Source organism: Bythopirellula sp. (assembly GCF_041737835.1).
Classification (GTDB): Bacteria; Planctomycetota; Planctomycetia; order Pirellulales; family Lacipirellulaceae; genus Bythopirellula.
Window position 1 is genome coordinate 1 of record NZ_JBGSQY010000018.1, and the last position, 26,890, is coordinate 26,890.

General features: G+C 54.9%; 20 protein-coding genes. 7 read left to right on the forward strand and 13 right to left on the reverse strand.

What is annotated here, in order from left to right; genetic code table 11:
* Nucleotides 1–57: 57 nt before the first annotated feature.
* From AC6T8Q_RS03595 to rpmE, 6 genes are all read right to left on the reverse strand, one after another.
* Nucleotides 58–3,624 (reverse strand): M56 family metallopeptidase, encoded by a 3,567-nt coding sequence (locus AC6T8Q_RS03595; RefSeq protein WP_500677778.1) that lies wholly within the window; start codon nucleotides 3,622–3,624, stop codon nucleotides 58–60.
* Nucleotides 3,621–4,019, reverse strand: coding sequence for a BlaI/MecI/CopY family transcriptional regulator (locus tag AC6T8Q_RS03600; protein ID WP_500677779.1), 399 nt, complete (start codon nucleotides 4,017–4,019; stop codon nucleotides 3,621–3,623). The genes AC6T8Q_RS03595 and AC6T8Q_RS03600 overlap by 4 nt, the downstream gene beginning before the upstream one ends.
* A gap of 455 nt (nucleotides 4,020–4,474) precedes the next feature.
* The gene (locus AC6T8Q_RS03605; protein ID WP_500677780.1) at nucleotides 4,475–5,245 is read right to left on the reverse strand and encodes a DUF4261 domain-containing protein; all 771 of its coding nucleotides are present in this window, start codon (nucleotides 5,243–5,245) and stop codon (nucleotides 4,475–4,477) included.
* A 2-nt stretch (nucleotides 5,246–5,247) separates the two neighbouring features.
* The gene (prmC, locus tag AC6T8Q_RS03610; protein ID WP_500677781.1) at nucleotides 5,248–6,135 is read right to left on the reverse strand and encodes a peptide chain release factor N(5)-glutamine methyltransferase; all 888 of its coding nucleotides are present in this window, start codon (nucleotides 6,133–6,135) and stop codon (nucleotides 5,248–5,250) included.
* A gap of 81 nt (nucleotides 6,136–6,216) precedes the next feature.
* Nucleotides 6,217–7,290, reverse strand: a complete 1,074-nt coding sequence (gene prfA / locus AC6T8Q_RS03615; RefSeq protein ID WP_500677782.1) for a peptide chain release factor 1 — start codon at nucleotides 7,288–7,290, stop codon at nucleotides 6,217–6,219.
* A 78-nt stretch (nucleotides 7,291–7,368) separates the two neighbouring features.
* The gene (rpmE, locus tag AC6T8Q_RS03620) at nucleotides 7,369–7,614 is read right to left on the reverse strand and encodes a 50S ribosomal protein L31 (protein WP_496921669.1); all 246 of its coding nucleotides are present in this window, start codon (nucleotides 7,612–7,614) and stop codon (nucleotides 7,369–7,371) included.
* 318 nt (nucleotides 7,615–7,932) lie between these two features.
* Between rpmE and hemP the strand changes: the two genes are divergently transcribed.
* Nucleotides 7,933–8,121, forward strand: coding sequence for a hemin uptake protein HemP (gene hemP / locus AC6T8Q_RS03625; protein WP_500677783.1), 189 nt, complete (start codon nucleotides 7,933–7,935; stop codon nucleotides 8,119–8,121).
* Here hemP and AC6T8Q_RS03630 read toward each other — a convergent pair.
* Nucleotides 8,106–9,908 carry a DUF7453 family protein gene (locus AC6T8Q_RS03630; protein WP_500677784.1) on the reverse strand — a complete coding sequence of 601 codons (1,803 nt, stop codon included), beginning with the start codon at nucleotides 9,906–9,908 and terminating at the stop codon, nucleotides 8,106–8,108. The two genes, hemP and AC6T8Q_RS03630, sit on opposite strands and share 16 nt — an antisense overlap.
* A gap of 160 nt (nucleotides 9,909–10,068) precedes the next feature.
* On the opposite strand from AC6T8Q_RS03630, the gene AC6T8Q_RS03635 reads away from it, so the two are divergent.
* Both AC6T8Q_RS03635 and AC6T8Q_RS03640 read left to right on the forward strand, forming a co-directional pair.
* Nucleotides 10,069–10,416, forward strand: coding sequence for an SdpI family protein (locus AC6T8Q_RS03635; RefSeq protein WP_500677785.1), 348 nt, complete (start codon nucleotides 10,069–10,071; stop codon nucleotides 10,414–10,416).
* Nucleotides 10,417–10,580: 164 nt separating this feature from the next.
* The gene (locus AC6T8Q_RS03640; RefSeq protein ID WP_500677786.1) at nucleotides 10,581–11,369 is read left to right on the forward strand and encodes a lysophospholipid acyltransferase family protein; all 789 of its coding nucleotides are present in this window, start codon (nucleotides 10,581–10,583) and stop codon (nucleotides 11,367–11,369) included.
* A gap of 91 nt (nucleotides 11,370–11,460) precedes the next feature.
* Here the strand turns inward: AC6T8Q_RS03640 and AC6T8Q_RS03645 are convergent, their stop codons facing one another.
* From AC6T8Q_RS03645 to AC6T8Q_RS03670, 6 genes are all read right to left on the reverse strand, one after another.
* Nucleotides 11,461–12,618 carry a hypothetical protein gene (locus tag AC6T8Q_RS03645; RefSeq protein WP_500677787.1) on the reverse strand — a complete coding sequence of 386 codons (1,158 nt, stop codon included), beginning with the start codon at nucleotides 12,616–12,618 and terminating at the stop codon, nucleotides 11,461–11,463.
* A gap of 214 nt (nucleotides 12,619–12,832) precedes the next feature.
* Nucleotides 12,833–16,213: a CotH kinase family protein gene (locus tag AC6T8Q_RS03650; protein WP_500677788.1), complete on the reverse strand. Its 3,381-nt coding sequence runs from the start codon at nucleotides 16,211–16,213 to the stop codon at nucleotides 12,833–12,835.
* A 248-nt stretch (nucleotides 16,214–16,461) separates the two neighbouring features.
* On the reverse strand, nucleotides 16,462–17,442 hold the full coding sequence (locus AC6T8Q_RS03655) for a bile acid:sodium symporter family protein (RefSeq protein ID WP_500677789.1): 981 nt from the start codon (nucleotides 17,440–17,442) through the stop codon (nucleotides 16,462–16,464).
* An 11-nt stretch (nucleotides 17,443–17,453) separates the two neighbouring features.
* A complete protein-coding gene (locus AC6T8Q_RS03660; RefSeq protein ID WP_500677790.1) occupies nucleotides 17,454–19,475 on the reverse strand; it encodes a tetratricopeptide repeat protein in 2,022 nt (673 codons plus the stop codon).
* Nucleotides 19,468–20,313, reverse strand: a complete 846-nt coding sequence (gene kdsA, locus AC6T8Q_RS03665; RefSeq protein ID WP_500677791.1) for a 3-deoxy-8-phosphooctulonate synthase — start codon at nucleotides 20,311–20,313, stop codon at nucleotides 19,468–19,470. The genes AC6T8Q_RS03660 and kdsA overlap by 8 nt, the downstream gene beginning before the upstream one ends.
* A gap of 662 nt (nucleotides 20,314–20,975) precedes the next feature.
* Nucleotides 20,976–22,238: a vWA domain-containing protein gene (locus AC6T8Q_RS03670; protein WP_500677792.1), complete on the reverse strand. Its 1,263-nt coding sequence runs from the start codon at nucleotides 22,236–22,238 to the stop codon at nucleotides 20,976–20,978.
* Nucleotides 22,239–22,537: 299 nt separating this feature from the next.
* Here AC6T8Q_RS03670 and AC6T8Q_RS03675 point away from each other — a divergent pair, with 299 nt between their 5' ends.
* The 4 genes from AC6T8Q_RS03675 to cls are packed head-to-tail and all read left to right on the forward strand — an operon-like array spanning nucleotide 22,538 to nucleotide 26,829.
* Nucleotides 22,538–23,641 (forward strand): phytanoyl-CoA dioxygenase family protein, encoded by a 1,104-nt coding sequence (locus AC6T8Q_RS03675; RefSeq protein WP_500677793.1) that lies wholly within the window; start codon nucleotides 22,538–22,540, stop codon nucleotides 23,639–23,641.
* A 38-nt stretch (nucleotides 23,642–23,679) separates the two neighbouring features.
* Nucleotides 23,680–24,528 carry an SDR family NAD(P)-dependent oxidoreductase gene (locus AC6T8Q_RS03680; protein ID WP_496921658.1) on the forward strand — a complete coding sequence of 283 codons (849 nt, stop codon included), beginning with the start codon at nucleotides 23,680–23,682 and terminating at the stop codon, nucleotides 24,526–24,528.
* A 56-nt stretch (nucleotides 24,529–24,584) separates the two neighbouring features.
* Entirely contained in the window at nucleotides 24,585–25,313 is a 729-nt protein-coding gene (locus AC6T8Q_RS03685; RefSeq protein ID WP_500677794.1) for an endonuclease/exonuclease/phosphatase family protein, read from the forward strand.
* Nucleotides 25,314–25,359: 46 nt separating this feature from the next.
* Nucleotides 25,360–26,829, forward strand: a complete 1,470-nt coding sequence (gene cls, locus AC6T8Q_RS03690; protein WP_500677795.1) for a cardiolipin synthase — start codon at nucleotides 25,360–25,362, stop codon at nucleotides 26,827–26,829.
* The last annotated feature ends 61 nt before the right edge of the window (nucleotides 26,830–26,890 follow it).

A 26,890-nucleotide genomic window follows, 5' to 3' on the forward strand; every position in this document is an offset into this window, starting at 1 on the left:
CGCCCGGAGCGGTTTGCGTACACGAAGATCTCCGGGCGCTAACGCTGACGGCTCGCCTCACTCAATCAACTGCCAACCGTGATCCGCGGGATCGAAACCCTCGGGAAACTTTGTGGCCGCGTCGTAGCGCGGTGGAGTGGAGGTCTCGAATTTGCTGGAGGCCAAGTCATTGGCCCTGACCGTGCTAAGGTCGCACTCTTGGAATTGCGTATTGTTGAGACTCACCGCCTGAAACGAAGTACCAATCAGAGTCACGGTGGTGAGCTGAGCATCCTCGAAATTCGACATTTGCATTGCCGGACCGATGCCTTCAAAGCGGGTGTCAGCAATTCGCGCGCGTCGGAACGTCGCTAATTGCATCGAGCCGTGAATACGTGCTCCTTGAATGACGGCATCGTCAAAGTTGGCTTCTTGCAGGCCTGATACTCCGCTTTTAACCAATGTGTTCTCCAGATTTGCTCCAGAGAGGTTGGCCTTTTGCAGGGCGGCACGACCGATGAGGACAGCGTCCTTAAGATTGGCCTCTGAGAAATTCGTTTCATAAAACGCTTTCGCGCCGCCTACGAGTGTGGCATTAGAAAGATCTGTCTTGCTGAGATTCGCGTTCATAAAGAGGCTGTCGACATTGCCGAGCAAAGAAATCCCTTCGAGATTACGGCCACTAAGATCAACGTTGATATACGACAAGGAATCATCAAGCGTTTTTTCGAGCTTGCCTAAAAATGTCGTAATTTGTCGTTTCATCCGATCGTCAAGCTGCGCATCGTCTCGCCAGGATCTGAGGACTGCTGGCAAACCTGCCTTGATCAGGTATTCGGCTTTCACTGGGTAAGACGATTTCGATCCACTAATCTCAAGCATCATCTCCATTTCTTGCCAAGCCATGGGATCGGTGATCGGTGGTTGGCTACGAAGCTGATCGACAAACCACTGACAGTTGGCGGCCAACACTTCATCAATTGTTTTCTGAGCATTCTCACTCCTCCATGATTGATATTCGTGCTCAGGCTTCTTGAAATCTCGCAAAGCATAATTTTGCAGATACGAGTAGGCATAATCACGCACAAACTCCGATTCATCTGTCGCTCCTAAGTCGAGCACCTTGAGCACCTTGGGATGCCGTGCAAACTCAAACGTCTTCAGCAGTCCTGTCTTGACTTCGTCGATGTCAATCTCCGGCCAAACTGTCTGAACAACCTGCCAGGCTTCTGGCGGAGAGAGGTCGGCGATCATCTGGGGACCAACAGAAAAAGCTGTCGGATTGTGATCGATTAAGTGATTCAATCTAGTTATCCATACGTTTTGTTTTGATATCGTTAAATCACCGATATAAATCTCATCAGCAATTTCGCTCTGACTGTTCCGTTTTTTTGCTTCATAGAATAACACTTGAGCTTTGGCGCGCAACTTTCGAGCTTCAAGCACGGCCTCCACCGTCACGCGCCCAACGTCGTATAGGGTTTGCTGTGCTTTGATAACTTCGCCTGCCGCTTTGACAGCCTCTTGATATTGTTCAACCGCTGGCTCTCCCTCCCCCTTGGCTGTGGCGAGTTCGGCACGAGCTATTGAGAGATGATAGTAGGCCAGCCATTTGTTGGCTGGCTCTCCACCAGCCAGCCCTTGGTCGTAAAGGACATTGATCCGCTGGTAAATCGCTTCATAGGAGGCAATCAACTCTTCGAGAGAAGCAATCTTTGCCTTATCGTTGTCGTCAGTATGTTGTTTTTCTGCTTCTTGCGCTATTGGTTCTGAAGCAGAAGGATTCTTACTTGTGAGCTTTCCCGGCTCCATCGGCAAATCGTCAATCTCCGTCCACTCGTAGTCGCGCGTTTGAAATTCGAAACGTTCGATTTGGTCAGGTTTCAACCCTCGAAAAGTCGCGGGGGACTGATAGATTTGGCCAGCGCTGTAGCCTCCGCGACCGGCCGTGTCGTGAGTCTTACCCTGTTTGTCGATGGCGACAATCCGGAACGCCACGTCGAAAAAATTATGCGAGATGATGATCGTGGTTCCCTCGGCACTGGCCATCGGCGATGAAAACACAATGCTCTTACCGCCCATCAAGCCAGAGGCACTTGATCCACTGCCGCTGGTTTCGGCCACGGTATTCCATTTTCCTCTTGCTACGCCAACTCGCAGTCCGATTGTTTTCTGGTTTTCGTCGAGTCCGAAATAGCGTGTTCGATAGATCCCTGGTTGGTGTTCACCGTCGAAAACGAGATTCCCTCCCGCGGAAGCTCGTGCTCCAATAATGTTCCAGGTCATGTCGGCGTCATCCTCCGACGGTACATCAACGCGAATCGCAATCCGCCGCCACACTTTATCCGGTGAGGCAACAGTGCTCCCTTTCGACCATGTGAACGGCACAGACTCCAAATTTTCGCCTTCCGCATTCCACCACCGTTGCGGCTCTTCATCGTGGGTGCCAATCGCAAGAACTTCGACCTTGGGCTTTGCGGATTGCTCACCTGCTGCCACAGGCTGTTCCTCGTCTTTCACAGGCTCGGCGGCGTTTTGCCAGCTCAGTGGCGCGACAGCCATCAATCCCAAGCCAATGACGAGCGCCAACAATCCCGAGCGCGACACGCGAATTGGCTCGCGCAACGGTTCGCCAAACAGCCGCGCCACGCGGCGGCGTAATTCCGACGGACGGCCGCCTGATGCGGCAAGCGCCGCAATTTCCGGCCGCTGATCGGTTTGTCCACTCAATTCCACGATTCGTAGCAAAGCCTGGGCGTATTGCACGCGGCTTGGCGACGATTGATCTGCGCCGCGGCATGTTTGTTCGTCGCAGCAGTACTCGCGGTAGATGCTGATCTGCCGACTGAGATACCAGAGCGCGGGATTGAAAAACAGCACCGCCTCGGCCAGACGCTGCAAAAGATTCACCCACATGTCGTGACGGCGCACGTGGGCCAGCTCGTGGGCAAGAATCATTTCAAGCTCGCCGGGTGTTAGGCCCGTGAGTGCCGACGTGGGAATCAAGATTGTTGGCCGCAACAACCCCACGACTTGTGGCACGATGATGTGCTGTGCCTCGGCAAGCCTCGGTAGCACACGCAACGACCACGAGCGGGCGAGCCGTTCGAGCGCCGCGACAAGTGGGCCACTGCTGAGCGGCTGAGCTAGACTTGCCAACCGCTGGGCCTTCCAGACGCCCTGCCCCACGCGCAGCAGCATGGCGACGACTCCCAACAGATAAACCCCCAGCAGCCACGGAGCGAATGCAGCGAAACCGAAGGATGTTACAGCCTGATTGCTGACAATTGCTGGTGCTGATGAAACAGGCTCTGAATCGGCTCGTGGTTTGACAATCTCCGTCGGTGGCAACACCTCGAGGGATTGCGTGGGCCAACCTGTTTCGTTCGCGGCAGCAAGAGTCTCATTGACGACCAACGAATCTGATCCAAGTTGCCAATAAGTGATCGGCAAGGCCACGATTGCGAGCAGCATCGCACCGACATACACCGAGTAGCCGCGTTCTGGTTTGTCTCGGCGTAAGCAACTGACCAGCAGAAAAGCGCAAGCGGCCAATAGCGAGACTTGCCACAAGGAATGCGCCAGCGTCAAACAGATTCGGTTGCACAACTGGGGATCAAAACCGAGTTCCAGGAACGTGTTCATGACTTTTGCTCCTTGGCTTTGCGATTGATGAGACGGCGCAACTCGGCCAGTTCTTCGCCATCGAGATCGGTGGTTTCCAAAAGATTGAGCACCAAGGCCTGCGGCGAGCCGTCGAACACCCGCGACAAGAGATCGCCGACGAATCCCCCGGAGATATCTTCTTTCGCGACCTTGGGGGCAAACAGAAAAGCCTTGCCTTCTTTCTGGCGGCGCAAGAATCCTTTGCGGACCATGATGTTGAGCATCGTGATCACGCTGCTGTGCGTAAGGGTCCGCTCGGCCTGCTGCTCTAAGCGCTCACGAACTTCCCGCACGGGAAGCGGTGCTTCCTGCCAAAGCACTTTGAGGATTTCGAGCTCCAGCTCCGTGGGCTGCTCCGACGCGGGTCGCGGCATGAGTAACTCCTAGAATGCACTATAGAACGCAGATGAACACGGATCGGACGGATTAACGCGGATTGGGAAGAGTTTTTGAACCGCTAATTCACGCTAATATTCGCTCATGAATTCAGTAAGCGTTGATTAGCGTCCCCAGTGGTCATTCTGAAAGGAGTTCCGCGACTTGAAGAATCTGGCGTCAATCGTTTCACGTCTTCCCTACGTGATGGTACTGCAAACCAGATCCTTCGGTCGCCTAGGCTCTCTCAGGATGACTTATAACTTCTGTGTAATTTGCGAATATCTGCCCAATCCGTGTGATCCGCGTTCTATCTCTGACCATGTTTTAATTCTTTAGATGATCGTAGCGAGGCACGATCCTTCGCGTCAAGAGAAACTTTGAAAAAATTAAAAGATGGCCGACGGCGAGCCGTCAGCGCGGGCACCGACGCGTAGCGTTGGTCGGCTCGGAGTTAGACAGTCGACTGAAATTCGAGGCGCACGACTTCCATTGCGGGGTCGAACATCGAGCGGGCTAAATGCACGACCGCTTGCACTTCGTCGGTCAGGCCGACGGTGTCGCCCTCGTTTATTTGCTTCTGCTTGCCAAGCAGATAGTGAGCCACATTGTAGGCGTATTCCAACATGATTTGCGGCTCACCAGGGAAGTCGCGGATCTCGATCTCTAGTTTTCCCAACGCTTCGAGCCCGGTCGTGTAGAGCCGGCCGTTGCCGTCGGGATCGCGTTCGACGCGGAAATCAATCCACAAGAATAACGGCAGATCACGCGGCGACATCTGCTGAGCTTGATCGAGAAACGCCTGGGGTGGATGCACAAGCCGCCCGGGTCCCCAAAAAACGCCTTGTACCGGAGCCGTGCCGACCAGCCCGCTCACCAACTGCGTGAGCGCGATGCTCTTGTCGATCGACTTACTGCCTTCATCGACAAGTGCGACGAGCAGATGAGCTTGATGATCTTTGAGGGCTTCGGTGGCATCGGGCCAATACCAAGCCGTGGCGCAGGGGCCTTCTAACTGCGACCAAGGCACAGGCCGCGGCACGAGCGTGACGGCGGCTGTGTATTCGCCGATTGTGCAAGTGAAAAGATTGTCGGTCGATCCCGCTTCAACCAATTTAGGAGCGTCGGGATACAGCTGGCCAATGTAGCGCACAACGTCACCAAACGCCGGCAATTCCGGTTCGGAAAGCATCACCAATGACAGCCAACGTAAGGGATTGCTCATAGTCACTTTTTCTTTGCTTGAACAACACGCGACAAGCCGGCAATATCCTTAACCGTCTCCGCTATCTCAAAGCAGCCGTTGGCTTGGATGAGTTCTTCCACTCGCTTGGCATTATCGGCTCCCACTTCCATGAGCAGCCAGCCGCTGGGGTTCAATCGCTGCGCGGCTTGGGGAATCAATCGCTCAATCACTTCCGTACCGTTCGCACCGCCATCAAGCGCCAGATGGGGCTCGTAATCATGAACATCGGACTGAAGCGTCGGCATGTCCGCACTTGCAATATAAGGAGGATTACTCAGCACGAAATCAAACTTCGCGTCGGCGGGAACAGCGGAGAACAAGTCGCTTTCCATGAATTCAACCCGCTCGGCAACGCCATGCTTTTCTGCATTGCGCCGGGCGACTTCGATTGCCGCAGGGCTAATATCCACGGCGGTCACTTGAGCATTCTTAACCCGCTTAGCCATCGTGACCGCGATGATGCCGCTGCCGGTGCCAACGTCGGCGATGCGTATGCTTTGGCTCGGCCATGATTTGGCCAAATCAATCGCCCGAACAACGAGCGATTCCGTTTCGGGTCGTGGAATCAACACATCGGGCGTGACTTCGAACATCAGCGAGAAAAACTCACGGCGGCCAACAAGATAGGCGACCGGCGTTCCCTTGGCCCGTTTGCCCACGAGTTCGCGAAAGGAGGTGCGGATCGCTTCGGGTGGCTCTTCTTCAAACGCGGTGTAGAGTTCGATCCGCTGGCAACCCCGCGCGTGGGCGAGCAGCACTTCCGCGTCGAGACGGGGACTGTCGGCCCCTTTGCCACGCAGAAAATCGGTCGTCCAATTGAGCAGCCGTCCCACGGTCCAAACATCGGCTGTGGGTTTTTCGTCGGCCATAATGAATTATCATGTTAGCCGCAGGCGGTAGCCGACGGTTGTTCGATGAGAACCGCGGGCTACCGCCTGCGGCTATCACATTTACTCATCCGTTCCAAACGCATCGCGGACTTGTTGGCGTTCATAATCCACGAGCGCGTCGGTCACGGGTTGTAGGTTTCCCGCCAAGATTTGATCTAACTTATACAACGTCAGGCCGATGCGATGGTCGGTCACGCGATTCTCGGGAAAGTTGTAAGTGCGAATCCGCTGACTACGGTCACCAGAACCGACCAGCGAGCGGCGTTCGTCGGCCCGCTTTTGGTCTTCGACTTGGCGCTTGGCTTCGTAGACGCGCGACTTGAGCACGCGCAACGCCTTGGCCAAATTCTTGTGCTGGCTCTTTTCGTCCTGGCACTGGACGACGATCCCCGTTTCGAGATGCGTCAAACGAACGGCCGATTCCGTTTTATTCACATGCTGCCCGCCGGGTCCGCTTGCGCAGAATTTGTCGAGCCGGTAATCGTCGGGCTTGATTTCGATTTCCAGGTCTTCGGGCTCGGGCATCACGGCGACCGTTGCGGCGGAAGTATGAATTCGTCCTTGTGTTTCTGTTTGGGGAACGCGCTGCACGCGGTGGCCGCCGCTTTCGTATTGCAGCTCGCGATAGACGCCCTCGCCCTCAAGACCCAAGGTGATTTCTTTGAATCCCCCCAGCTCGGTCGCGCTCATTTCGATAATTTCCACGCGCCAACCCTTTGTCTCGGCGTGGTACTTGTACATTTCGTACAAATCGCGGGCAAAGAGAGCCGCTTCATCACCGCCGGTTCCGCCACGAATTTCCATCACGCAGCGAGTGCGGTTGGCGTCGGCACCACCGAGGGTGAGCAACAATAGTTCATCCCAATGGGCCTCACGTTCTTCGATCAGCGTGGGCAGTTCGGCCTCGGCGAGTTCGCGCATCTCGTAATCGTCGCCGGCGATCATCTCGCGGGCATCGGAGATTTCGCTATTGAGCTCTTTGAAGCGGCGATACTTGTTGACCAATTTAGCCAGCGAACCGTGTTCCCGCGCTGTGGCTGCCATGCGCGGGCCACTCGCCTGGACCTCGGGATTCATCAACTGTTGCTCAAGCTCAGTAAACCGAGCGAGCTTTGCTTCGAGGAGGTCTCGCATATTAACCAGATTAAGAAGTTAGGGGCCAAGGGTGAGGAATCGACGCACAAGGCGTCTCGCAATCCACACTTGGACCAGCTACTTCTTATCGGCGGCCTTTTTGCCTTTGCCCAAGCTCGCGTAACCCGCGGCGGCAAACTTGTTCTTGAACTTCTCGATACGACCAGCCGTGTCGACGAATTTCAGCTTGCCCGTGTAGAAGGGATGGCAAGCGTTGCAGATATCGACCTTCAATTCCTTGCGAATGCTGCCGGTGACAAAGGTGTTACCGCAACCGCAAGACACTTTGGTATCGTAATATTGAGGATGAATGTCTGCTTTCATGTCGATCTCCCGCCGGCGTGGATCGCTCGGCTAGGCCATATCCTGTGAACTTAGAGAACTTAATGGGAATCACAAAATATACTCCCGAGTGGCTTTAGGGACAAGACCCATCGTTTTTGCGCAATTTCCACCAAAATTCGCGTGACAATCATCGCTCCAGCCGTCCATTTACTGTGGGGCAATACAACATGTTTGTGCCCCACCTTTGGGTTGCAGTCACAAATTGCGACATTGGTGCCGAAAGATTCGGCGCTCGGCTTTGTCCAGGCGTGGATAAAATCTGCTAGGCAAAAAACCTTCATCCCAGCCGAAAAAACTATGATGTCGACTCAACCGTCTACGTCCCTGCCTGAAGAACATACCGACGACCAGCCAGAAAGCGAGCGCCCGCTGACGGTGACGTCGCAAGAAGTGCTCCAAGGACGGCGTGAGTTGTGGATCGAGCACGAAGGGCAAATCTACCGCCTGCGGGTTACCTCGCGGGGGAAGCTTTATCTCACGAAGTGACGGCCTTGGATTAGGAGCGCTACGCCGCAAGCGGCTAGGAGCAATGCCGTGGGTTCGGGGATGGCGGCGAACACGTTGAGATTGCTGTCGTTGTAGCTGGCTTGCCAAGCTGTGAGACCCGCCGGTGTTTTGTCGACTCGCTGCCAGGCGAGAAAGTCACGGCCGTCGATGTCACCATCGTTGTCGAAATCACCCGGCATGCTTCCGAGGTCGGCTAAGAACAGTGAACTGCCGTTGCTTGGGTTGGCAAAATGAATTTGGAACGCGAGTTGATGCTCGGAGTTCCATGCCGTGCCGAATTCCGACTCCAGCGTGAACGCGCTGCGGAACTCCAACAGGAACACTTCATCGTAGCCTTGGCTCTGCAGTAACGATGTGTTCGTGGCTTGGGCGGCTGGCACCAAATCGCCAGTCAGTGGGTGAACCCAATCGCCGACCTTCACCACAAGTTCCAATTCGTTATCCGCGTTTTGTGCCCAGATACCCGTTGACTCCGCCAAGGGAACGCCACCACCAGTGACCGCCCCCATGAAAGCGATCTGCCCGGTTGCGTTGATGGAGTAGTCCGTGAAATCTTGAAACACGGCCCCGGTGGGCAGTCCTGGTGCCTGTCGACCCATCCGTGTGACCATGTCGACACCATCGACGGTCGCGCGAAATAGGCCATGATCATTGTTGAAATTAACGCCCGTGCCTTCTAATTGGCCGCGGAAGAGAATGTGCCCGGAATCGCTGAGCCGCAGTTGATCGTAAGTTCCAAAGTCAGCAAACCGAACGCCAGCAGTCCCCACGGGTGCAGGGTCATTTCCTTCAAGAACCATCTGCAAATTGCCCGGCGTGCCGAGCCAGATCGAATCATTGAAATTCGTGAGATGCGCACCAAAAGCGATCTGGCCTGAATTGTTGATCACCGGCTCGGTGTCAATAAGAAAGAACTCTTCACCAGGGACACCCGGCGCGGAAGTGTTTTCGCGTACTAAGAGCTGCAAGTTTCCCGGCGTGCCGGTCCAGATCGTCCGGCCATAGACTGAGCCCGAAGTATTCGTGATCGTCGCGGCAAAGGCCAGCTTGCCCGACGAATTCAAAACGGGGGATTCTGATGGAGGCAAGAACGGGAGAAAATAACTGCCCGCGGGCAAACCGGCGCCCGTGGGAACAGGGCTATCCTCCATAGCAACCACAGCAAGATTCCCTGGCGAGCCGTACCACAGAGCACTTTTATTGTTTGAAGCGGATCCGGTAAATGCAACTTTGCCGTTGTCGCTCACGGCGACGCTCGACGCATCGATGTCATCGATCATGTAGGGCGACCCACTCACCGCCACATTCGTGCGGGCAACAAGCTGAAGGTTCCCAGCCGTGCCCAGCCACAAACCATTCGATTGATCGAAATTGCCGGTGACACGCGCGTTGATCAACAGTTGCCCCGCATTGTTGATCAGCGGATCAAGACCAAAGCTTTCAAATTGTTGCGTCGTGCCTGGTGCGCTGTTTCCTACGCGAGCAATCAGCTGGGGCAGAGTAGCCGAGCCGCCCCAAACGGTTTCTGAGTTACCACCCGAGAGTGTGGTGGGATCAAGAAATGAATGGAATGCCACTTGGCCATGATTGTTCAGCACGGGTGGCTGCAAGGTAAAATGGTTGGCGCCGGGTTGGCCAGGGATGCCGGGTGCTGGGCCAGAAACTCCCGCGATGCGCTGAAGTTCCGCCGAATTGATCGGCCTGAGGAAGCCAAGTATTCCGCAGAGACATACGGAAACGCGAAAAATTTGTAGCCAATGTTTCATCGGTGAAGTTCCGGCAATCAGCGATGCAAGAAGACCAAGACGACAAGTTAAGTAATTAGCGACTTACCGAGAGCCTTTATTTTAGTTAATCTTGCGGCACGGTTATAGGTTTAATATTTGCATAGCCGGTTGTTTCGCTCGCACCGGACGCCACTCGAAGATGCCGACGATCGCTCCCGAATCGCTAGTTCTGCTGACTTACATGCTGGTGGGCGGGGTGTTGGTGCTATTAGGTTTGCCGCTTTATTTTCGCAAGATCCCGCCGAATCGGTTCTACGGTTTTCGCACTGCCCGCACTTTGGCTGATCCCAAAGTCTGGTATCCCGTGAATCGCGTCACCGGCGGCTGGATGGTGGTGACGGGGGCGGTCACCGCGGGGGTCGCCACCTGGGCCCAGCGAGCAGGATACAACGTCCCCTTTGCGGCGATGGTCAATTTAATCACGTTTTCAGTCGGAATGTTGTTGATGCTGATCCATAGCATCGTCACCCTCTGGAACATAAAGTAAGCTTTGCTGATCACTCTGCCGGTACACTGGAAGGGGCTAGGGAGGGTTTATAAGGCGCATTTTGAAACTTACCTAACCGCATGGACTCCCCCCTCCCCTAACCCCTCCCCCGAGTACTGGGGAGGGGGACTAAGTTAACCACTAACCCACGAGATAACCCTGCCTTGGCCGCCACTTTTCGCTTTTATTGGCGCATCTTCGCAATGCTCGTGAACACGTTCGTGTGTTGGTCGTTCTTTGCCCTCAACTGCTTGTTGGCGGGAAAACAAAAACGCACACAAGTGATCAATCGCTGGGTCCCACTTTGGGCACGTATCAATCTGTTGATCTTTCGGATTCGCGTTCTGCCGGCTGGCCAGTTATATGATGCTGACAAACTCATACCGGGTCGCGATAGCAAAGGCCGAGGACGCATCTTTATTTCCAACCATCGATCAGGGCTCGATATCCCCTTGCTCCTTTCCTTGGTCGAAGCCCACTGCATTAGCCGACATGACTTGGCGAACTGGCCAATCATCGGCCGTGGCGCGCGAAGCATCGGCACGCTCTTCGTCGATCGCGAGTCACGTCGCAGCGGGGCGGCCGTGCTCAAAGAAGTTGGTCATGCTATTGAAAACGGCGAAGGAGTGGCCATGTTCCCCGAGGGAACATCGTATGGGGGCGATGAGGTCCGCGAATTTCGCAACGGTGCCTTCAACGCGGCCCGGCGTGCCAACGCCCAACTCGTGCCGATTGGACTCGCCTACAGCGATGAAGCAGCCTACTTTTTTCACGAGGCATTCATCGACCACGCCAAGCGGCTCACGATGGTCAAGTCGATGAGCGTGGCCGTCGAATTCGGCGAGCCAATTGAGTTTGGCGATTTGACGACGCCCGAAGTCATCCAGCGAGCGCATGCCCAGGTGCAGGAGTTGGTGAATCGTGCGAGGAAAAGATTGGACGAGAATCCTTAAACGCTCCAATTCACATGTTCTCGCTTGTCTAGCACGTCTGAGGTATAACAGCTCGAACTACCAGACCGAGAAGTACGCTTTGTGGCAGCAATTACAAGCCTAGCCTTTTTCTGAGCAGGAATAAACCGATACTCGGAAGGATCATCAGTACTAGTGCTGAAGGCTCTGGAACGGCGATCACGGCGAGCCAACTCTCTTTAAATCCAGCGGGATTAATTCCTACCCCTGTAATGATTCGACCATCAGCCGAAGCGGCGACAGCCTGTGTTAGCGTCCAACCTGTGAGGTCGATGCCTTCAGTGGACAGTATGTCATAAACAAGTCGCCAGCCGTTCGCCTCCGTCCAAACTGCTGCTTGCGAAGTGAACGACGATTCAATATCGAGCGATCCGACGATCGTCGACGCATCTGCCGAGAGATTCAGAGCCGTGCTACCATCGAAGCCGTTGGGAACACCAATGGAAAACAGACCGGCTCCCTCGGTCCAAAGGAAAGCTTCCCTGAGACTCGATGCGAAGTACTCGGTATTTCCGACAATTATCGCACCACTTTCAGATACGGCTCTCGCAACAGTCAACTCCTCCTGTATGGCGGGATCAATCAAGAAGTCATCCGTGCCACCGCCCTTCCATGCATAGGCAAAAGTTGTAGGAAAAACTGTCACATTTCCCACCATTACGGAACCATCACCGGAAACACCATACGCCGAGCTTTCGTCCTGATAGAGTTCTGGTTGTGGTAAATCCGTAGGCCCTGACGCACCGGTCCATCGAATGGCCACTTGACCGGCACCGCGGGAACGTCCAACAATCACCGAGCCATCGGAAGACACGTCAAACGCTTCGCCAAAAGAAGGAAAAGTAATCGGATAAAAAAGACTTACCAAACTCCCGGAATCGGTCCAACGGAAAGCCTCAAATCCTCCTGCGCCGGTGCCGCGCCCAACTATGGTTGAACCGTCGAGCGATATGGCGTTGGCGCGGCTTTGGAACACACCTCCCGCTATGTCCCCCAGCCCTTCCATTCCTGCTTGGTTTGTCCAGCGGAAAGCTTCCTCGCTACCATTCGCCGAGGTACTGTAGCCCACGACAATTGTCCCGTCACCAGAGATATCCGTCGCGGTGCTGGAGAAGATTCCTCCGTTCAAATCTCCAAGCGGAACAAAACTGAAAGCTAAAACTCTTGTCGCAAGAAGGTTCGCACTCGTGGCCAGAATGAAGAAAAAGATAGCATGTTTTCGAACATTCATAACTTCTGCATCCCACTAAGAAATTCCAGTGTCAACAAAAAAACGCTGACGGCCGATGCCCGAGCTTCAAAGCTCGATAAGGCAAAGGCCGACAGCGTTTTCTCAGTAGCAAAATTACCGTAATGTTTTTTTGACAAGTGGCAAACTGCCAAGATCAATTACAAATGATTTTAAGCTCCGCTACTACCTGTCGCAAGATTTCAGCCAATTTTTCTTAACCAAAAACTCTCTCGAGCAATTCCTCGCTCAACCATACCACTTCAAGCTCGGCAGGATCGTCAAGCACCCCGCTTGTGTCATCTTCGTTAGTTAGAGAATACACTGGGGCATCGAAAAGTTCGCTGTCAGCTTCATAAGCGCTGAAGGCTGGGATCTGCAACTCTTCAGAAAGTGTGCTAACTTCTTCGTCCTCGTCGGCACCCAGGCTCTCAAACAAAGCTGCGTCAATCAGTGCCGCTGAAAGTGCTGCTTGTTGCGGCTCGTCAAAGACCGTGATTGCTGAAACCTGCGCGACAATCGGCTGTGTGCCATAGTTGTCCTGCCAAATTTCCAAATCACCAGCATCAATCGTCCCGCTGCCGTCGCCATCAGCGCCGCTTCCTGCGGGCACAGCCGCTGTGCCAAATGACCGTTGCCAGGCCAAAAAGTCGCGGCCATCGATGTCGCCATCGTTGTCGTAATCACCTTGCGACGGCGGTGTTCCATAACTCATCGTCGCGACCGTGGCAGCGGCTTTGTTTTTCAGAGTCAACTCGCCGTAGCTGTTATTCAATTCGCCGTCGTAGTTGCCTTGGATAAACAGTTTTTGCCCGCCCCGGGGTCCTGTCGTGCGCGCTTTGAATTCCGTCACGTCGGCAACAAGATAATAGGTCGAATTCGCAGGGATGACCGTTCCCCCTTTAAAGGTGTAGTTTACGCTGCCCGAAACAGTCCACCCTGAGATATCGACGGCCGTGCTGCTATTATTCAAAAGCGTAATAAACTCTTGCTTTTGATTGCCGCTTGAGGATGCATACTCAGCACTGATCAACACATTGGGGAGTGCCGTCTGCGATGTCGGAATACTCGACAAGCTGTTGAGATAAGTCTTTCGTTTCGCAAGAAAATCAGCCTGCACACGAGCCACAGATTGGGCGGGCGTTTCAAACGCCATTCCCGCCGCGGTGCCCCAAATGTTGCGATCAATCGCCGCATCCGCACCAATCTCGGCCATCAAATCGCTGATGCGCTGCACGACGTCGCTGCTGGCAATGTTTTGACCCACGGGCCCATAGAACTCGTCAATCAAAGATCGCAACCTGCGCGTGTACATCTGGGTGAACTGCGGATAGGCAATCAACCGGTCCATCAAATGGTTGCCGCCCATATAAACGTACAAGCCATCGTTCCAAATGAGATCGTCGTCGAAATAATTTTCGCTGGGATTCCATTGATGCCCAAAGCTCAAATCCATATCCCAAGGCAGGATGGACCACTGCTCGGTCAAGTTTGTATCACGATAAAGATAATGGTTCTTCTGGCCGTAATCGCGATTTCCGATCAGCGTCTGGATTGCGAAATAATTGGCCCAGCTCGCCAAATCAAGATTGTCGGCGACCCAAATCTGTCCCTGATTGGTGCTGAGCCACGCCGAGTCGATGAGTGCCTGTAGATCGCTGCTGTCCTCGTCCTTGCGAGTCTTCTTTTCGACTTCAAATGTTGTTGAGTTGAATCCGTTGCCCATTTTGTAGAGCGCGCCATCGGGATCGAGACCAACCCGCTCTAAGTATTCTGACTGCGCTTCTTCAACGAGGTCGTACATCCCGTAGTAAGCTCCGTTGCGATACACGACCGTTGAATAGGCCAACAAACCCGGACCACCGGCAGCCGTGTACAACTCGTACGCCATCGTGTTTCGATAGTACGTTTTGTCGGTGAAGTTCGTGAGCAAATTGAAATCGCTCACTTCGCCGAGTGCTGCGTCGAATTCAAATTTCAGGCCACTATTGGCGTCGAAATTGAACGACTTCTTCAAGAATTGCGGTTGGGTTGTCGACTGACCGTGCAAGTCGACTTGGACGTTGTCGTAGAAAGTACCATCGATGTAAAGCGAAGTCCGTGTCCCAACATCCGTGGCGGCAGCGTTCGTATCCTGTACGAACCAGTGGATCACCGGCAAGTCGGTCGTGATGCCTGGCACGGCGATCACCGTACCGTAGTACTGCGGCGAATCCAATTCATCGAGGTAACTCGGACCTCGCCCCACGATGCCAGTGGTGTCGGCAGCGGTCACGTACCAGCGGACCATCTGTCCCGCTGAAAAGGAATTACTTGGGATCTGTGCCGTAAACACGTTATCGCCGGCCACAGCATCACCCGCGGTAACGCCATCGTCGAACATCGTGACTTGCACTTCGCTGCCATACATCACGCGGTAATTTAGTCGCACGCTGGAACCATTGACCGGCGCGAGGAATGATTCGATATCGGCGGTGACCGTGATCGCCTGCCCGGCCACGGGCTGCGTGGGGGTGAAGACCGACGCATCGATGCGCGGTCCGAGCTGCATAATGCTGCTGTTGGGCTGGCCGGGCGTTGGCACGGCCAAGTATCCGATCGTCGCGGCACTTGCCTGGGCGGTCAGTATGGGATGCATCAACAAATCGCTACTGAAACTGCCCGAATTGAGCGCATGGATCGCCAAGACATTCTTGCCAGTTTGCAAGAACGGCAACGCGGAATTGAGATTGAATGTTTCACCAGCCGCCGCGAGATTGTCGTCGCGAATGCCCGTCGCCACAGAATTCCACACGGGGCTAGCTGGCGCCAGACTACTGGTGATGAGATTGCCATTGATGTAGATCGCGACGCCATCGTCGTACTTCAAATTCATGCTGAGCGCGGTAATCGCTGCCGCATTAGTAAGGTCGAACTCTGCGCGCACATACACTGACGTTGTGCCGAAAGGCAACTGTGTACTGATCAGCGAGTTGTAATCCACGCCCGAGGGGTTCGTATCGTAACCGATGGCGGCTTTACCAGGAGAAAATCCATTGGCCACGGGATCGAAATTTATGTTCGTCCACGTCGTTCCAAGTGTTCCATTCGTTGGGATGAGATACGTTGCGGCACTATCGCCGTTCACCACCACGTCGCTCACACCGTAGGAAATATCGGTAAGCTGAGGTGGATAATCGTCGCCATCGGGTCCAAACTGACTGAGAATCGGGCCATTCGGGGCGGCAAGAACGACGTCTTCGCCGTCGGCGGAGAGCTTGTAATTGGTGTGATGATAGCCAAGGGGATCGATCGTGTTAGCATCTGAGGCAAACACGACGAGATACTGGCCGGGGTTGAGGATTGTCGACGTGGGGAACGACCATTTCGTATAGTTGTTGACGCTGTCGCTGAGATAGTAACCCTGCAAATCGATTGGCTCGTCACCAATATTCGTGAGCTCAATCCAATCCGACTCCTGGCCGAAACCGTCGGAAAGCGTGTCGTTGTTGCTGGCCATGAACTCGGAAATGATCGGCTGAGCGGCCAACATCATCCGATTCTCTAATAGCTCGAAACCGTGCATCGCACGGCGCGTTACATTACTTCGTCTTCGCATTGCCTGTCCCTGAGCAGTCGCGGACTCTTGCCGCCTAGCTGAAAAGAAAATCGAGGGGGCGTTTAACCGGCAACGACATAAGCTGTGCCTCGCGCCACCCTACAGCTTTTAGTATGCACATAATTACGATGCACCACAATAAATCCGCCACCCTATAACCCGTCTGGCATGGTGAAACTGGAAACAGTTTCACGAAGCAATGGGCCTCACTGATCGTGTCTCAGCTTCTCGCGGCACTGAAACTGGCTCTAATCAACGGGATCGGCCACCAAGTCATCTGCTGCTGCTTTCGCTTGTAATCGCTGAGCCAACACCGTATCGATCAACAATTGCTCGACGTGATAAGCAAGCATCGGCAGAATCGCGAGTCCGCCAATGTCGAGAGCGATGGCGAGCCCGACCATGAGCGTCTTTTGACTTCCGCCAAACGCGACGGCGATTTTGTCTTCGCGCGCCATGTTCATCCGCCCCGCACTGACAAGACCAATCGTCCAAGCGGACAAATGTAAGAGCGCGACGCACACCATCATCAGCACGATTTGCAAAGCCACTTCGCCGAGCTGGCTTTCGAGATTGCGCAGCTGCGTGCCGCCGTGGACGGCTCCCATGAAGACAATCATCAGCACACCCAGTTGGGCGATGATGCTGAGCCGTTTTTTATGGCGATCAGCCAAGGCAGCCACTGCTGGAATCAATCGCAAGAGTTGACCAACGATAATGGGCACGACCACCACTTGCAGCAGATTATGGGCCATTGCCGCGAAAGATTCTGTTTCCGATTCATGCCCAATCAACAGCCAAACCCACGCCGGCGTCACAAGAAAACAAGCCATGTTGGTAATCACAGTCACCAACATGCTCACCGCTTCGCTGCCGCCAGCCATCCGCGTCCACACCGTCACGGAAGCCATCGAACAAGGTACAGCCGAAGCGATGATGATCCCTGCCGCCAGATCGGCTTGAAAAGCTAAACTCACCGGCCAGGCCAGCAGCGGCACGATCACAAAAGTAATCAACGTAGCCAGCAGCGAAGGCCCAGGGCGGCGAAGCGAATTCCACATCGCATCAAAGGCGAGTGGTAGCGACATCACCAACAGCACCAGCGCGATAATCCAATCTTTAGGAATCGCAAAGGCAAAACGACCGCTGGCGCTGGGGAACGCCATTCCCATCGCCAGCACAATGCCCAACACAACCAGAAACCAATGGCGTTGCAAAATGGGCCGCATGAAAGGAACGATCACTCCGCGGCGGGTTCGGCAGGCTTCTGCTCTTCCTGCCATTGGCGGGCCAAGATGCGATTGCCCTGTTGCTGCGGCGATTTGTCGGCCTCCAATAAATCGATGGCCTCACCGGTACGATTCAGTTGATGCAACGTGCGTGCTAAATTGTAAGTGGCCCCCGTGGTCCACGGCCCGTCGGGAAAGGATTCGAGCGTACGACGACGGAACCAATCTTCGGCTACCTCATATTTGCCGAGTTCATAACTCAACAAACCGAGCCAATAGCTCGCGTCAGACTTAGCCGTCGTATAGATCAATTTTTTGAGCGGATCGAGTTGATTGATCACATCTTCCGGCAAGCGGATTTCGCTGTGTTGCAAGTGCTGCGTCGCTTCGCGATGGCCGCGCCGCGGCTGAGCCAATGGATCATCTTGCTGAGACACCGGCACGGGCTTGGTCCCTTGGAAATACAGCACGCGAGCTTTCCACAAACGTGGCGCATTGGCAAACACCAAGAAACGCTGAGCCGCTTGTTCGCGTTGCGGTCGTTTCATCGTGACTTCAGCGATGCGGGATTCGTAAGGAAACGGCCACAGCTCAACGCCCGTGATTCCTTTTTGCGACTTGAGCGATTCCGCCAAACGATCGGAATCAGCCGAGAGAACGACAAAATCCTCTCCTTGCAACACACTTTGCAGCGCCGCGGCCCGGCGAGACATCTGGAGCGGCGTAGCGATGACTTGAGCGCGCACATTTTGCAGGTCTTCCGCTGTGAGGGGATACGGATGTTCGGCATCGAGATCGAGCGTGCGGAGCAACTCGGGATCAGCGATCACTTCGGAAAGCGTCGCCACCTTGCCAGGCTCTGCACCGGGGATGGGTAGCCCCAGGCTTGTATCGAACAAATAGATTTCGCCATCCACCGGCACGCCGACGAGCCATTGCTCTCCCGCCGCCAAGATAACGGCATCGATCTGCTGTTGCCGACACAACTCGGCAAACACCCAAGCACGAAGTTCCGCCGTGCCGTGGCCATACATGAGTGCCTGCCAAGGTTGATAGACGATATCGGGTTGGTCGGGGTCATCGAGCTGAATGTTGCGAATCGTCCAATCAAAGTACTTCTTCGCCACATCGAGCTTTTCGTAGGCGTCGTGCTTCGCCCAGGCGGCGAGATCGCGATGCCAAATCGCTTCCTGTAACGATCGCACTTCCGCGAGATTGAATTGCCCGTCGCGCATTGCTTCCGCTGTAATGAGCGGCGCGATCTGCTCCGCCTCGCGCAACGTCTTGGGCAATGTTTCAACGAGTTTCGCTTGTTGCCACTTCAGATTCTGATCTTGGAAATTGCGATACCACTGATTCGCGCGATCCACCAACTGGATGAGCGCCGTTTCGTCGGGGCTGGGTTCCCACGCCAAGTCGGGCCGACGGCGGGTGATGTAGTTTGTCAGCCGCAAACGGATTTCATTCATCCGGCGGTCGGAGAAACGCCAAATCTCGATGCGATGGGGTTCTTCGACAGGCCCACCCAGCGAACCATCCAAAATGAGGGCGTTGTTCGGATTGCTCGTATCAAGCCGCCGCACGGGGAGTTCGATGTATCCCACTTGCGCGCCGCCGCCATGCTCTTCGCTTTCCATGTCATACTTGATGAAGTAGCGAACAATGTCACCAGCTCGTACTCCCACGCCGCGGAAGTTGGCGTTGCCTGCCGGCACGGAGAGATAATCGTAGCCCCCTTCGGGATCCTGTGGATTCACGTTCACGGTCGCAAGCACCGGCTGCTGATTGGCGCTTTTGGAGTCGTCGAGAATCGGCTCGGCGGGAACGAGATCGAGCACCACTTGCGAGGGCAAGCTGTTGAGCGTCTTGGCAACGGCTTCGACCAACACGGCGGCACTATTCTGCCGCGCAGTCGTCGAACTCCCTCCACCGCGTCTGGCGACGGGTTGATGCTTGTTGTTGCAACTGACACTTGCCAGAAGTCCGCCGGCCAACAGAGCCAAGCCTACCAAAACATATCGCTGCTTATTCACAAGGGATCTCAATCAAGTTCGCGGCCGTTTGACGCAAGGTGACAAGTCGCCGCATCATGTCTTCCATCTGGCCAAGGGGAATCATATTCGGACCGTCACTCGGCGAGCGATCCGGATCAGGATGAGTTTCACAAAACAAGCCTTCAGCACCGAGCACCATCGCCGCGCGAGCCAACGGTTCGACCATCGCGCGGTTGCCGCCGGTTGCGCCACCAAGCCCGCCCGGTTCTTGTACGCTATGGGTCGCGTCGAAAACCACTGGCACGCCCAAGGCTTGCATCTGGGGAATCGCGCGCATGTCGTTCACCAAACGACCGTAACCGAAAAACGTGCCGCGTTCGCACAGCAAAATGTTGCGACACCCGGCATCACTCAGTTTATTCAGAACATATTGCATGTCGCTGGGGGCCAAGAATTGCGCCTTCTTCACGTTGACGGCCCGGCCCGTCCGTGCTGCGGCGATCAACAAATCGGTCTGCCGCGCGAGAAACGCTGGGATTTGCAATAACTCGCAAACTTCGCCCGCCGCGGCGGCTTGATACGACTCGTGGATGTCGGTCGTGACTGGCAAGCCCGTCGTGCGGCTGATCTCGGCAAGAATTTCCAAACCATCGCTGAGCCCCGGCCCGCGATAGGCACCGCTGCTCGTGCGGTTGGCTTTGTCGAACGACGCCTTGAAGACCAACTGAATGTTGAGCAGCCGGGCGATCCGCTGCAATTCCTCGGCGATCTCCAGGGCCGCTTCCCGCGTCTCGAGCACGCACGGCCCAGCGATCCAGAGCAGCGGCTGGTCGCTGCCGCACTGATAGGGGCCGATGGAAGCGGGATAATTCGGCACGTCGCGATCCTAAGTTGAGATGGCCTGTAAGCAGTAACGGGGATTGAAGTTCGGGCAATATAACCTCATTACCGCTTACGAACTACGCGGCGTGCCTGTTTGGCCAAATCCTGCGGAAACCGCCCAAATTGGTGGTTATTTCGCTGAATTTCGCAGTTCGTCTCGTTTTGAGCTTTTCACGATTTCCGCCAATTCGATGCGTCAGCAATTTATGCTTCATAACCACTTATGCATAAACGACTTGCAATAAAACTCCTCTCGTTATGAGACGATTTGAAAATTGCCGTGCGAACTCGATTTTCCTGACGCAGGATCGCGCAAACGGCCCGAGATTGGTTCATTTTGAATGAGTTATTCTGGGTCGTTGGCCGCGCGCAAGTTGCGGTTATTGATGACGAAAACTTGTCGCCCGTCTCATGCTAACCACTTTGAAATACAGCGGTTATGTCGACTGCTATGGATCGTCTTTAGACCCGGGCCAAGGCAATGGCACGCAGAGTGCAACTTATAAGAGGCGTTCGGCATGGGTCCTTCCACGCTGAACATTAATTCGCTGGCCCGCGGGGTCTCGGACGAACTGTGACGCGTCGGTGCAATTGCCCCTGACCGATTCGTTAAGTCAATGTGTATTTGGCTCGTCCGGGACCCGCTTTTTTGCGCGGTCACTTTCTCCCCCAGCTGCGCCCCACGCTGAGGCCCCACTCGCGGCCTGGTTCTTTGTCGTGGTAAGGGCGGTTTTTTTCTTTAGATCGCACAACGGCTTCGTCGGTAAGTTTGATCATGCGAAACGTCCCCTCGTTCCCTTCGGCGACTTGGCGAAGTTGCTCTTCGGCCTTCTTGCTGCCCCACCCTCCGGCCAGGAAGCCAAACGTGTGAATAGGATAATCTCGCCCGCGGCGATCCAACAAGGCCGCGAGGCGGCGTTGATCGCGTGTTTGGTCGAGTTGCCCATCGGTCAGTAAATAGACCACGTCGGGGCGTGCCTGGTCGGCGGCTTGGATAGCTTGATCGACCGTGTTGCCCATGCAGAACTCGACAGTGTCGAGCCATCTCCGCAAGCGCAACTTCGAGCGATCCGTCGCAGGCACAAAATCTTTGGCGGGATGCGGATAGTACAACGGGTAGAGCATGTCGCTGTAAAAGATGACATAGAACTTCTGCTTCGGATCGAGCGATTCCACACTCGCCAGCAGTTCGTCAATCAACAATTCGAGTTCGCCCCCTTGCATACCGCCCGAATTGTCGAGCACATACATGATCCGCTCGCCATCGACCTTCGTGCCGAAGAAACTCGCGGTCAATTGCTCCGCAGTTGGCAAAACGTCGGTCATACCGCTGCCACTCGCCAAGAGATTCGATACATCTCCCGATATGTCACTGGAGAGCGTATCGCTCGATAATTCGCTGAGCACTGTTTCCGAACTCAACTCGCTTTCCATCATCGCCGATGTCTGCATGATTTCGCTGGTGAGTTGGTTCTCCACGTTGTCCAGATTCTCGAGCGGCTCGACGGCGATCTCATCAAACACCATTTCGTCGGCAGCCGCCGGTTCGGCATCAAAAGAAAGACTGAAGTCAAACGACTGCGGCAGCCCGGCAATCGAAATCAAACTCATACCCGCCAACAAACCGACATTCACAAAGAGACTGCCGAGTATGGGCCGGAACTTGGCCACAAACTGAAGCAACTTACTGGGCGAACGTCGCAGGCTGGCAGCAACAAGCGGCGCGGCGCCTTTATGCGCCGCAGACGCTACGTGCGCTCTCAAGGAAACGGCCACCGATCCCGAGCTAGCCACGGCACGATCAGCAGCCAACTTTTTCCCGGCTGTGACTTCAAAGGTGAACGTCTCGACCGCCGTTTGCGAGTCTGGAGAATCCAACTTCTCCGTGCGGTGGAGGCGGGACGAAGCAGAGGTAGGCATGATCCGCAACTCTCGATGGCGACCAGAACGAAGGCCTCTTCTTCCGGGAACGTCGAGGATTTTGATTCTAACCGGGGTGCTAGCACCATTCCAGAAAATAATTTCGGCCCCAATTTCCCCCAAGCCGCTAGCAAACTGGCCTCAAAACACCTGATTCACTGAACCCGGCGCGAACCGCTGGCCGATAAGTCTCCAGTCCGCTCACCGGCAAGGTCCGCGTGATCGGTACGGATTCGCAGCCTTCGCGCGAGTGAACGCCAGGGAATCCGAACTTTTCTCGGTCTGTTCAGGACAACGAAATGAATCTGCATCCCAAAGTCCGCCCGCTGTGGCAACGTGCGATTATTGTCCCTGCTTTGACATGCTTGATGATTTACAAGGCCTTGCATTTGCCTCGGCGGATTCTGCCGCGGGCGTTCCGTTCGATTGTCACAAACTGGCACTATTCGATGTTCTGGATGCTGATCAAAAGCGGCGTCACCCGCGCTTACATCGATGAACCTTGTGTTTTCAAAAAACCAGAATCGTTTGAGCCGCGGGTGAAAACCGATCCGGCGTATCAAATGTCGAAACAAGAAATCGAACAGTTTTATAACAACGGTTTCATTGGTCCGTTCGATGCGTTCTCACGCGAAGAAATGGCCGACTTCCGCAAGGAGATGCTGGCCGTGGAAAAAGAGAACTCCAAAACCTATGGCTTTGTTACGCCGCGTGATCGCCATTTGGAAATGCCGCGGCTCTTTGAATACATGAATCATCCCGCCATCGTGGAACGGGCGGCTCAATTGTTGGGCCCCGATCTGTTGCTGTGGCGGACTCAAATGTTCTACAAAGGTCCCGGCTCGCCCGCGATTCAATTCCATCAAGCGAGCACGTTCATGGTCGAGGATTATCTCGACCCGGCGATCTTCCCACCGAAGCTCGACGAAATGTTCCAACTCACCGTCTGGATCGCCGTCGACGATGCGATTCCCGAGAACGGCTGCATGCAATTTGTCCGCGGCACGCACGACAAGATGCACACGATCAAGTTCGGCGGTGAAGAAGGATTCTATAACGCGAACTTCTCGCTGGAATTCGACCGCGATCCCAATCGGGTGATGACCGTTCCCGTGAAGTCGGGTCAGTTCATCATTTTCACCGAGCGTTGCATTCACGGTTCGCCCGCGAATACGACCGACCGTCATCGTTTGGCGTTTAACATGCGGATTATTCCGACGAACGTGCCGGTGCTCACCAACAAAGAGAAATACCGCTCGGTCTACAACGGCGGCAAATACTATCTCAAGAATTGGGGCGTCGTCGTGCTGCGAGGCGAAGACAAGTACAAGCTCAGCCGCACGGTGGTGCCGGCTCGACTTTCGCCGCGCGAGCAAACCAAGCAAAGCCGGTTGGCTGCTTAATTCGTTTTTGAAGCCAACTGAGTTCCGGGGGGATCGCCATGCAGACGCTACGAAATAAGAATGCCTTGGTCACCGGTGCCGCGTCAGGAATCGGCCGCGCGCTGGCACTACGCTTAGCGGAAGAAGGCTCCAATCTTTTCCTGCTCGATATCGATGCGCATGGACTGACCAACACAGTGATCTCGGCCAAGCAGCGTGGCGTTGCGGTGATCGCGCGCCCCTGTGATATCAGTCAATTGGCAGAACTCGAAGCTGCCGTTGCTTATGGCCTCGATACTTGGGACCACTTTGATTTGCTGGTGAACAACGCGGGGATCACCTACTACGGCCACACCGAATTCATGTCGGGCGAGCATTGCGAACAGCTTCTGGCCGTCAACATTCACGGTCCCTTGCAGTTAACTCGGTTAATGTTGCCAACTTTGGTGTCTCGTCCCGAAGCTCATATTTTGAATATTTCGAGTTTGTTGGGAGTCGTAGGGGCACCCAAACTGTCGGTCTATTCGGCTTGTAAATTCGCCGTTGTCGGTTTTAGCGAAGCGCTGCGCGCCGAATACGCTCGCACGAATTTGGGCGTGACAGCACTCTGCCCCGGCTTCACGGATACGAACCTGTTTGATGCTGCACCACTGGGAACCGACCGTTGGTTTGCGAAGCGGCCTCCCTCATGGATGATAGGCACTTGTGAGAAAGTGGCCACGCGCGCGATTAAAGCCATTAAAAATGACGAGGCGATGGTTGTGATGCAGCCTTATGCTCGCTTGGCCCACATCGCAAAACGCTTCTTGCCTGGGCTGATCGATTTCGCACAGCATTTGAGCCGCAAACGGTTCGTGGCAAAGATCGAAGCGCCTCCCACCGCCGAAGAGCGCCGCGCGGCGGCTTGAATTTGCAAAATGCCGCAACCTAGTCAGGACTGCAACCTGATAGGTATCATTCTGGCATGCACCTGCGACTTGTCACTTACAACATCCACAAAGGTATCGGCGGACGGGACCGTCGGTACATGCCTGAACGGATTATCGAAACGCTCGCGCATATCCAGCCTGATATCGCGTTCTTGCAAGAAGTCGATGAAGATGCCCCCCGTTCACGGCATCACATGCAGGCCGAACTGTTGGCCGCGGAACTCGGACTTTCGTACATCGCCTTCCAGCGCAATGTGACCCTTAGGAAGGGCTGGTATGGCAATGCCATCTTGAGCCGCTTTCCACTTTCGGAGATCGAAAGCTATGACCTGACGATTCGTTTCAAGAAGCGCCGTCAGGCCTTATTCGCTCGCTGCAAAGTTCCCATAGGCGACCACACCAAGTCGCTGATCATGGCCAACATGCATCTGGGACTCGCCGGGCCGGAACGGGTTTACCAACTCCGTAAGTTCTTGCAGCATCATCTCGTGGCCGATGCCCAACGCCAAACTCCGATCGTCATGGGTGGCGACTTCAACGACGTTTGGGGAAGCCTTGGGCGAAAAGTTTTGGAGCCCGCCGGTTTTCATTTAGCGGGGGGCATGCTGCGAACTTTCCCGGCGATCCTACCGATGCGCCCCTTGGACCGTGTGTACTTTCGAGGCCCGCTGAAAGTGCATCACTCGTTCGCCTGCCGCACGGCCGTGGCCCATCAGGCGTCGGATCACTTGCCGTTGGTGGCCGAGTTTGTTTGGAATGATTGAGAAGTTGGTGACGGCTCGCTTAGCGATTTATGCTATCCTGTGAGCCATGCTCGAAGACCTAAAAAACATTCATGTGACTACCTACGTTTTGGTGCTCGCCCATTTCGCGCTTCAAGTCATCCTCGCCTTCCGGGTTCTCATGCAACGCCGACCGGTGGGCGAAACATTGGCGTGGATGTTAGTCATTTTTGTGTTTCCTGTCGTTGGCCCGTTAGCTTATCTGTTGCTAGGTGAACTGCGGCTTGGGCAACGCCGCGCGCGTCGCTTTGAAAATCTCTACACGCCAATTCGCGATTGGCTGCGACAACTCGACGAGCGGTTTGATGAAGACTTGCTGAGGCTCAACATGCGCAGCGAACAGTTGGCCCACCTGGGCAAGCAAACTTTTGGCATGCCCGCTCTCCCCGGCAATCAAATGAAATTGCTGGACGACTGGCAACGCGTGTTTCATAGCCTGGAAAAAGATATCGATGCCGCTCGCAGCACATGCCATTTTGAATTTTATATCTGGCACGCGGGCGGTGAAGTCGACCGTGTGGTCGAAGCTCTAAAACGTGCCGCCAACCGCGGCGTGAAATGCCGTGTGCTGGTCGATGCCATGGGAAGTCACCGATTTCTCCACAGCGATTGCGCTCAACAGCTTCGTGATGCGGGCGTTCAAATCCAAGACGCACTCACGGGAGGAATTCTACGTTTGCCGTTCGTCAGGTTTGATATTCGCCTGCACCGCAAGATCGTGGTGATCGACGGCAAGATCGCTTACACGGGCAGTTTGAATTTGGTTGATCCGCGTTACTTCAAAAAAGACGCTGGCGTCGGCCAATGGGTCGACGCGATGGTCCGCATGGAAGGCCCGGCAGTGGAACCACTCGCGATCACGTTTCTCGCGGATTGGTATATCGAATCCAATACGGCCTTGACTGAGCTCCAACAATCGGGCGATGCCAACCCGCAACCTAAAGTCGGCGAGGCAACCGCCCAAGTCTTGCCATCGGGCCCCGCCTACATTCGTGGTGCAATCGAGCAAATTTTGATCATGGCCATCTATACCGCGAGGGAAGAGTTAGTGCTAACCACGCCGTACTTCGTGCCCAACGAAACTCTGCTGATGGCCTTGGCCTCGGCAGCACAGCGAGGGGTGAAAGTGGTATTAGTCGTCCCCGCCAAAGTCGATTCCAAACTTGTTCGCCACGCCAGTCAAGCTTCCAAAGGAGAGTTACTCAACGCGGGCGTGCGAATTGCTAACTTTAATGGTGGCCTGCTCCATACGAAGAGCGTCACCATCGACGGCGAGATCAGCCTATTTGGTTCGGTCAATCTCGACCCGCGGAGCTTGCGGCTGAATTTTGAGATCTCGCTGGCCGTATACAACCGCGAGTTCACCGCCGAATTGCGGCAACTGCAACAGTCTTACATCGACCAGTCGCAGTTGATGGACCTGGAAACCTGGCGGCGGCGGTCGCTGGGCCAAAGAATCGCTGAAAACACAGCCCGGCTGCTCAGTCCGTTGTTGTAGGTTTTTGACCGGGAATTTTTTGAAAATTTCTTTGCCACGACTATATCCCGGGATTACACTG

Excerpts from the sequence above, each read along its gene's own strand:
- prfA (WP_500677782.1), bottom strand. The coding sequence starts at position 7,290 with ATGCGAGACCTCCTCGAAGCAAAGCTCGCTCGGTTTACTGAGCTTGAG.
- AC6T8Q_RS03630 (WP_500677784.1), bottom strand. The coding sequence starts at position 9,908 with ATGAAACATTGGCTACAAATTTTTCGCGTTTCCGTATGTCTCTGCGGA.
- AC6T8Q_RS03635 (WP_500677785.1), top strand. The coding sequence starts at position 10,069 with ATGCCGACGATCGCTCCCGAATCGCTAGTTCTGCTGACTTACATGCTG.
- AC6T8Q_RS03595 (WP_500677778.1), bottom strand. The coding sequence starts at position 3,624 with ATGAACACGTTCCTGGAACTCGGTTTTGATCCCCAGTTGTGCAACCGA.
- rpmE (WP_496921669.1), bottom strand. The coding sequence starts at position 7,614 with ATGAAAGCAGACATTCATCCTCAATATTACGATACCAAAGTGTCTTGC.
- hemP (WP_500677783.1), top strand. The coding sequence starts at position 7,933 with ATGATGTCGACTCAACCGTCTACGTCCCTGCCTGAAGAACATACCGAC.
- AC6T8Q_RS03645 (WP_500677787.1), bottom strand. The coding sequence starts at position 12,618 with ATGAATGTTCGAAAACATGCTATCTTTTTCTTCATTCTGGCCACGAGT.
- AC6T8Q_RS03685 (WP_500677794.1), top strand. The coding sequence starts at position 24,585 with ATGCACCTGCGACTTGTCACTTACAACATCCACAAAGGTATCGGCGGA.
- AC6T8Q_RS03605 (WP_500677780.1), bottom strand. The coding sequence starts at position 5,245 with ATGAGCAATCCCTTACGTTGGCTGTCATTGGTGATGCTTTCCGAACCG.
- AC6T8Q_RS03600 (WP_500677779.1), bottom strand. The coding sequence starts at position 4,019 with ATGCCGCGACCCGCGTCGGAGCAGCCCACGGAGCTGGAGCTCGAAATC.
- AC6T8Q_RS03670 (WP_500677792.1), bottom strand. The coding sequence starts at position 22,238 with ATGCCTACCTCTGCTTCGTCCCGCCTCCACCGCACGGAGAAGTTGGAT.
- AC6T8Q_RS03675 (WP_500677793.1), top strand. The coding sequence starts at position 22,538 with ATGAATCTGCATCCCAAAGTCCGCCCGCTGTGGCAACGTGCGATTATT.
- AC6T8Q_RS03680 (WP_496921658.1), top strand. The coding sequence starts at position 23,680 with ATGCAGACGCTACGAAATAAGAATGCCTTGGTCACCGGTGCCGCGTCA.
- AC6T8Q_RS03650 (WP_500677788.1), bottom strand. The coding sequence starts at position 16,213 with ATGCGAAGACGAAGTAATGTAACGCGCCGTGCGATGCACGGTTTCGAG.
- cls (WP_500677795.1), top strand. The coding sequence starts at position 25,360 with ATGCTCGAAGACCTAAAAAACATTCATGTGACTACCTACGTTTTGGTG.
- AC6T8Q_RS03655 (WP_500677789.1), bottom strand. The coding sequence starts at position 17,442 with ATGCGGCCCATTTTGCAACGCCATTGGTTTCTGGTTGTGTTGGGCATT.
- prmC (WP_500677781.1), bottom strand. The coding sequence starts at position 6,135 with ATGGCCGACGAAAAACCCACAGCCGATGTTTGGACCGTGGGACGGCTG.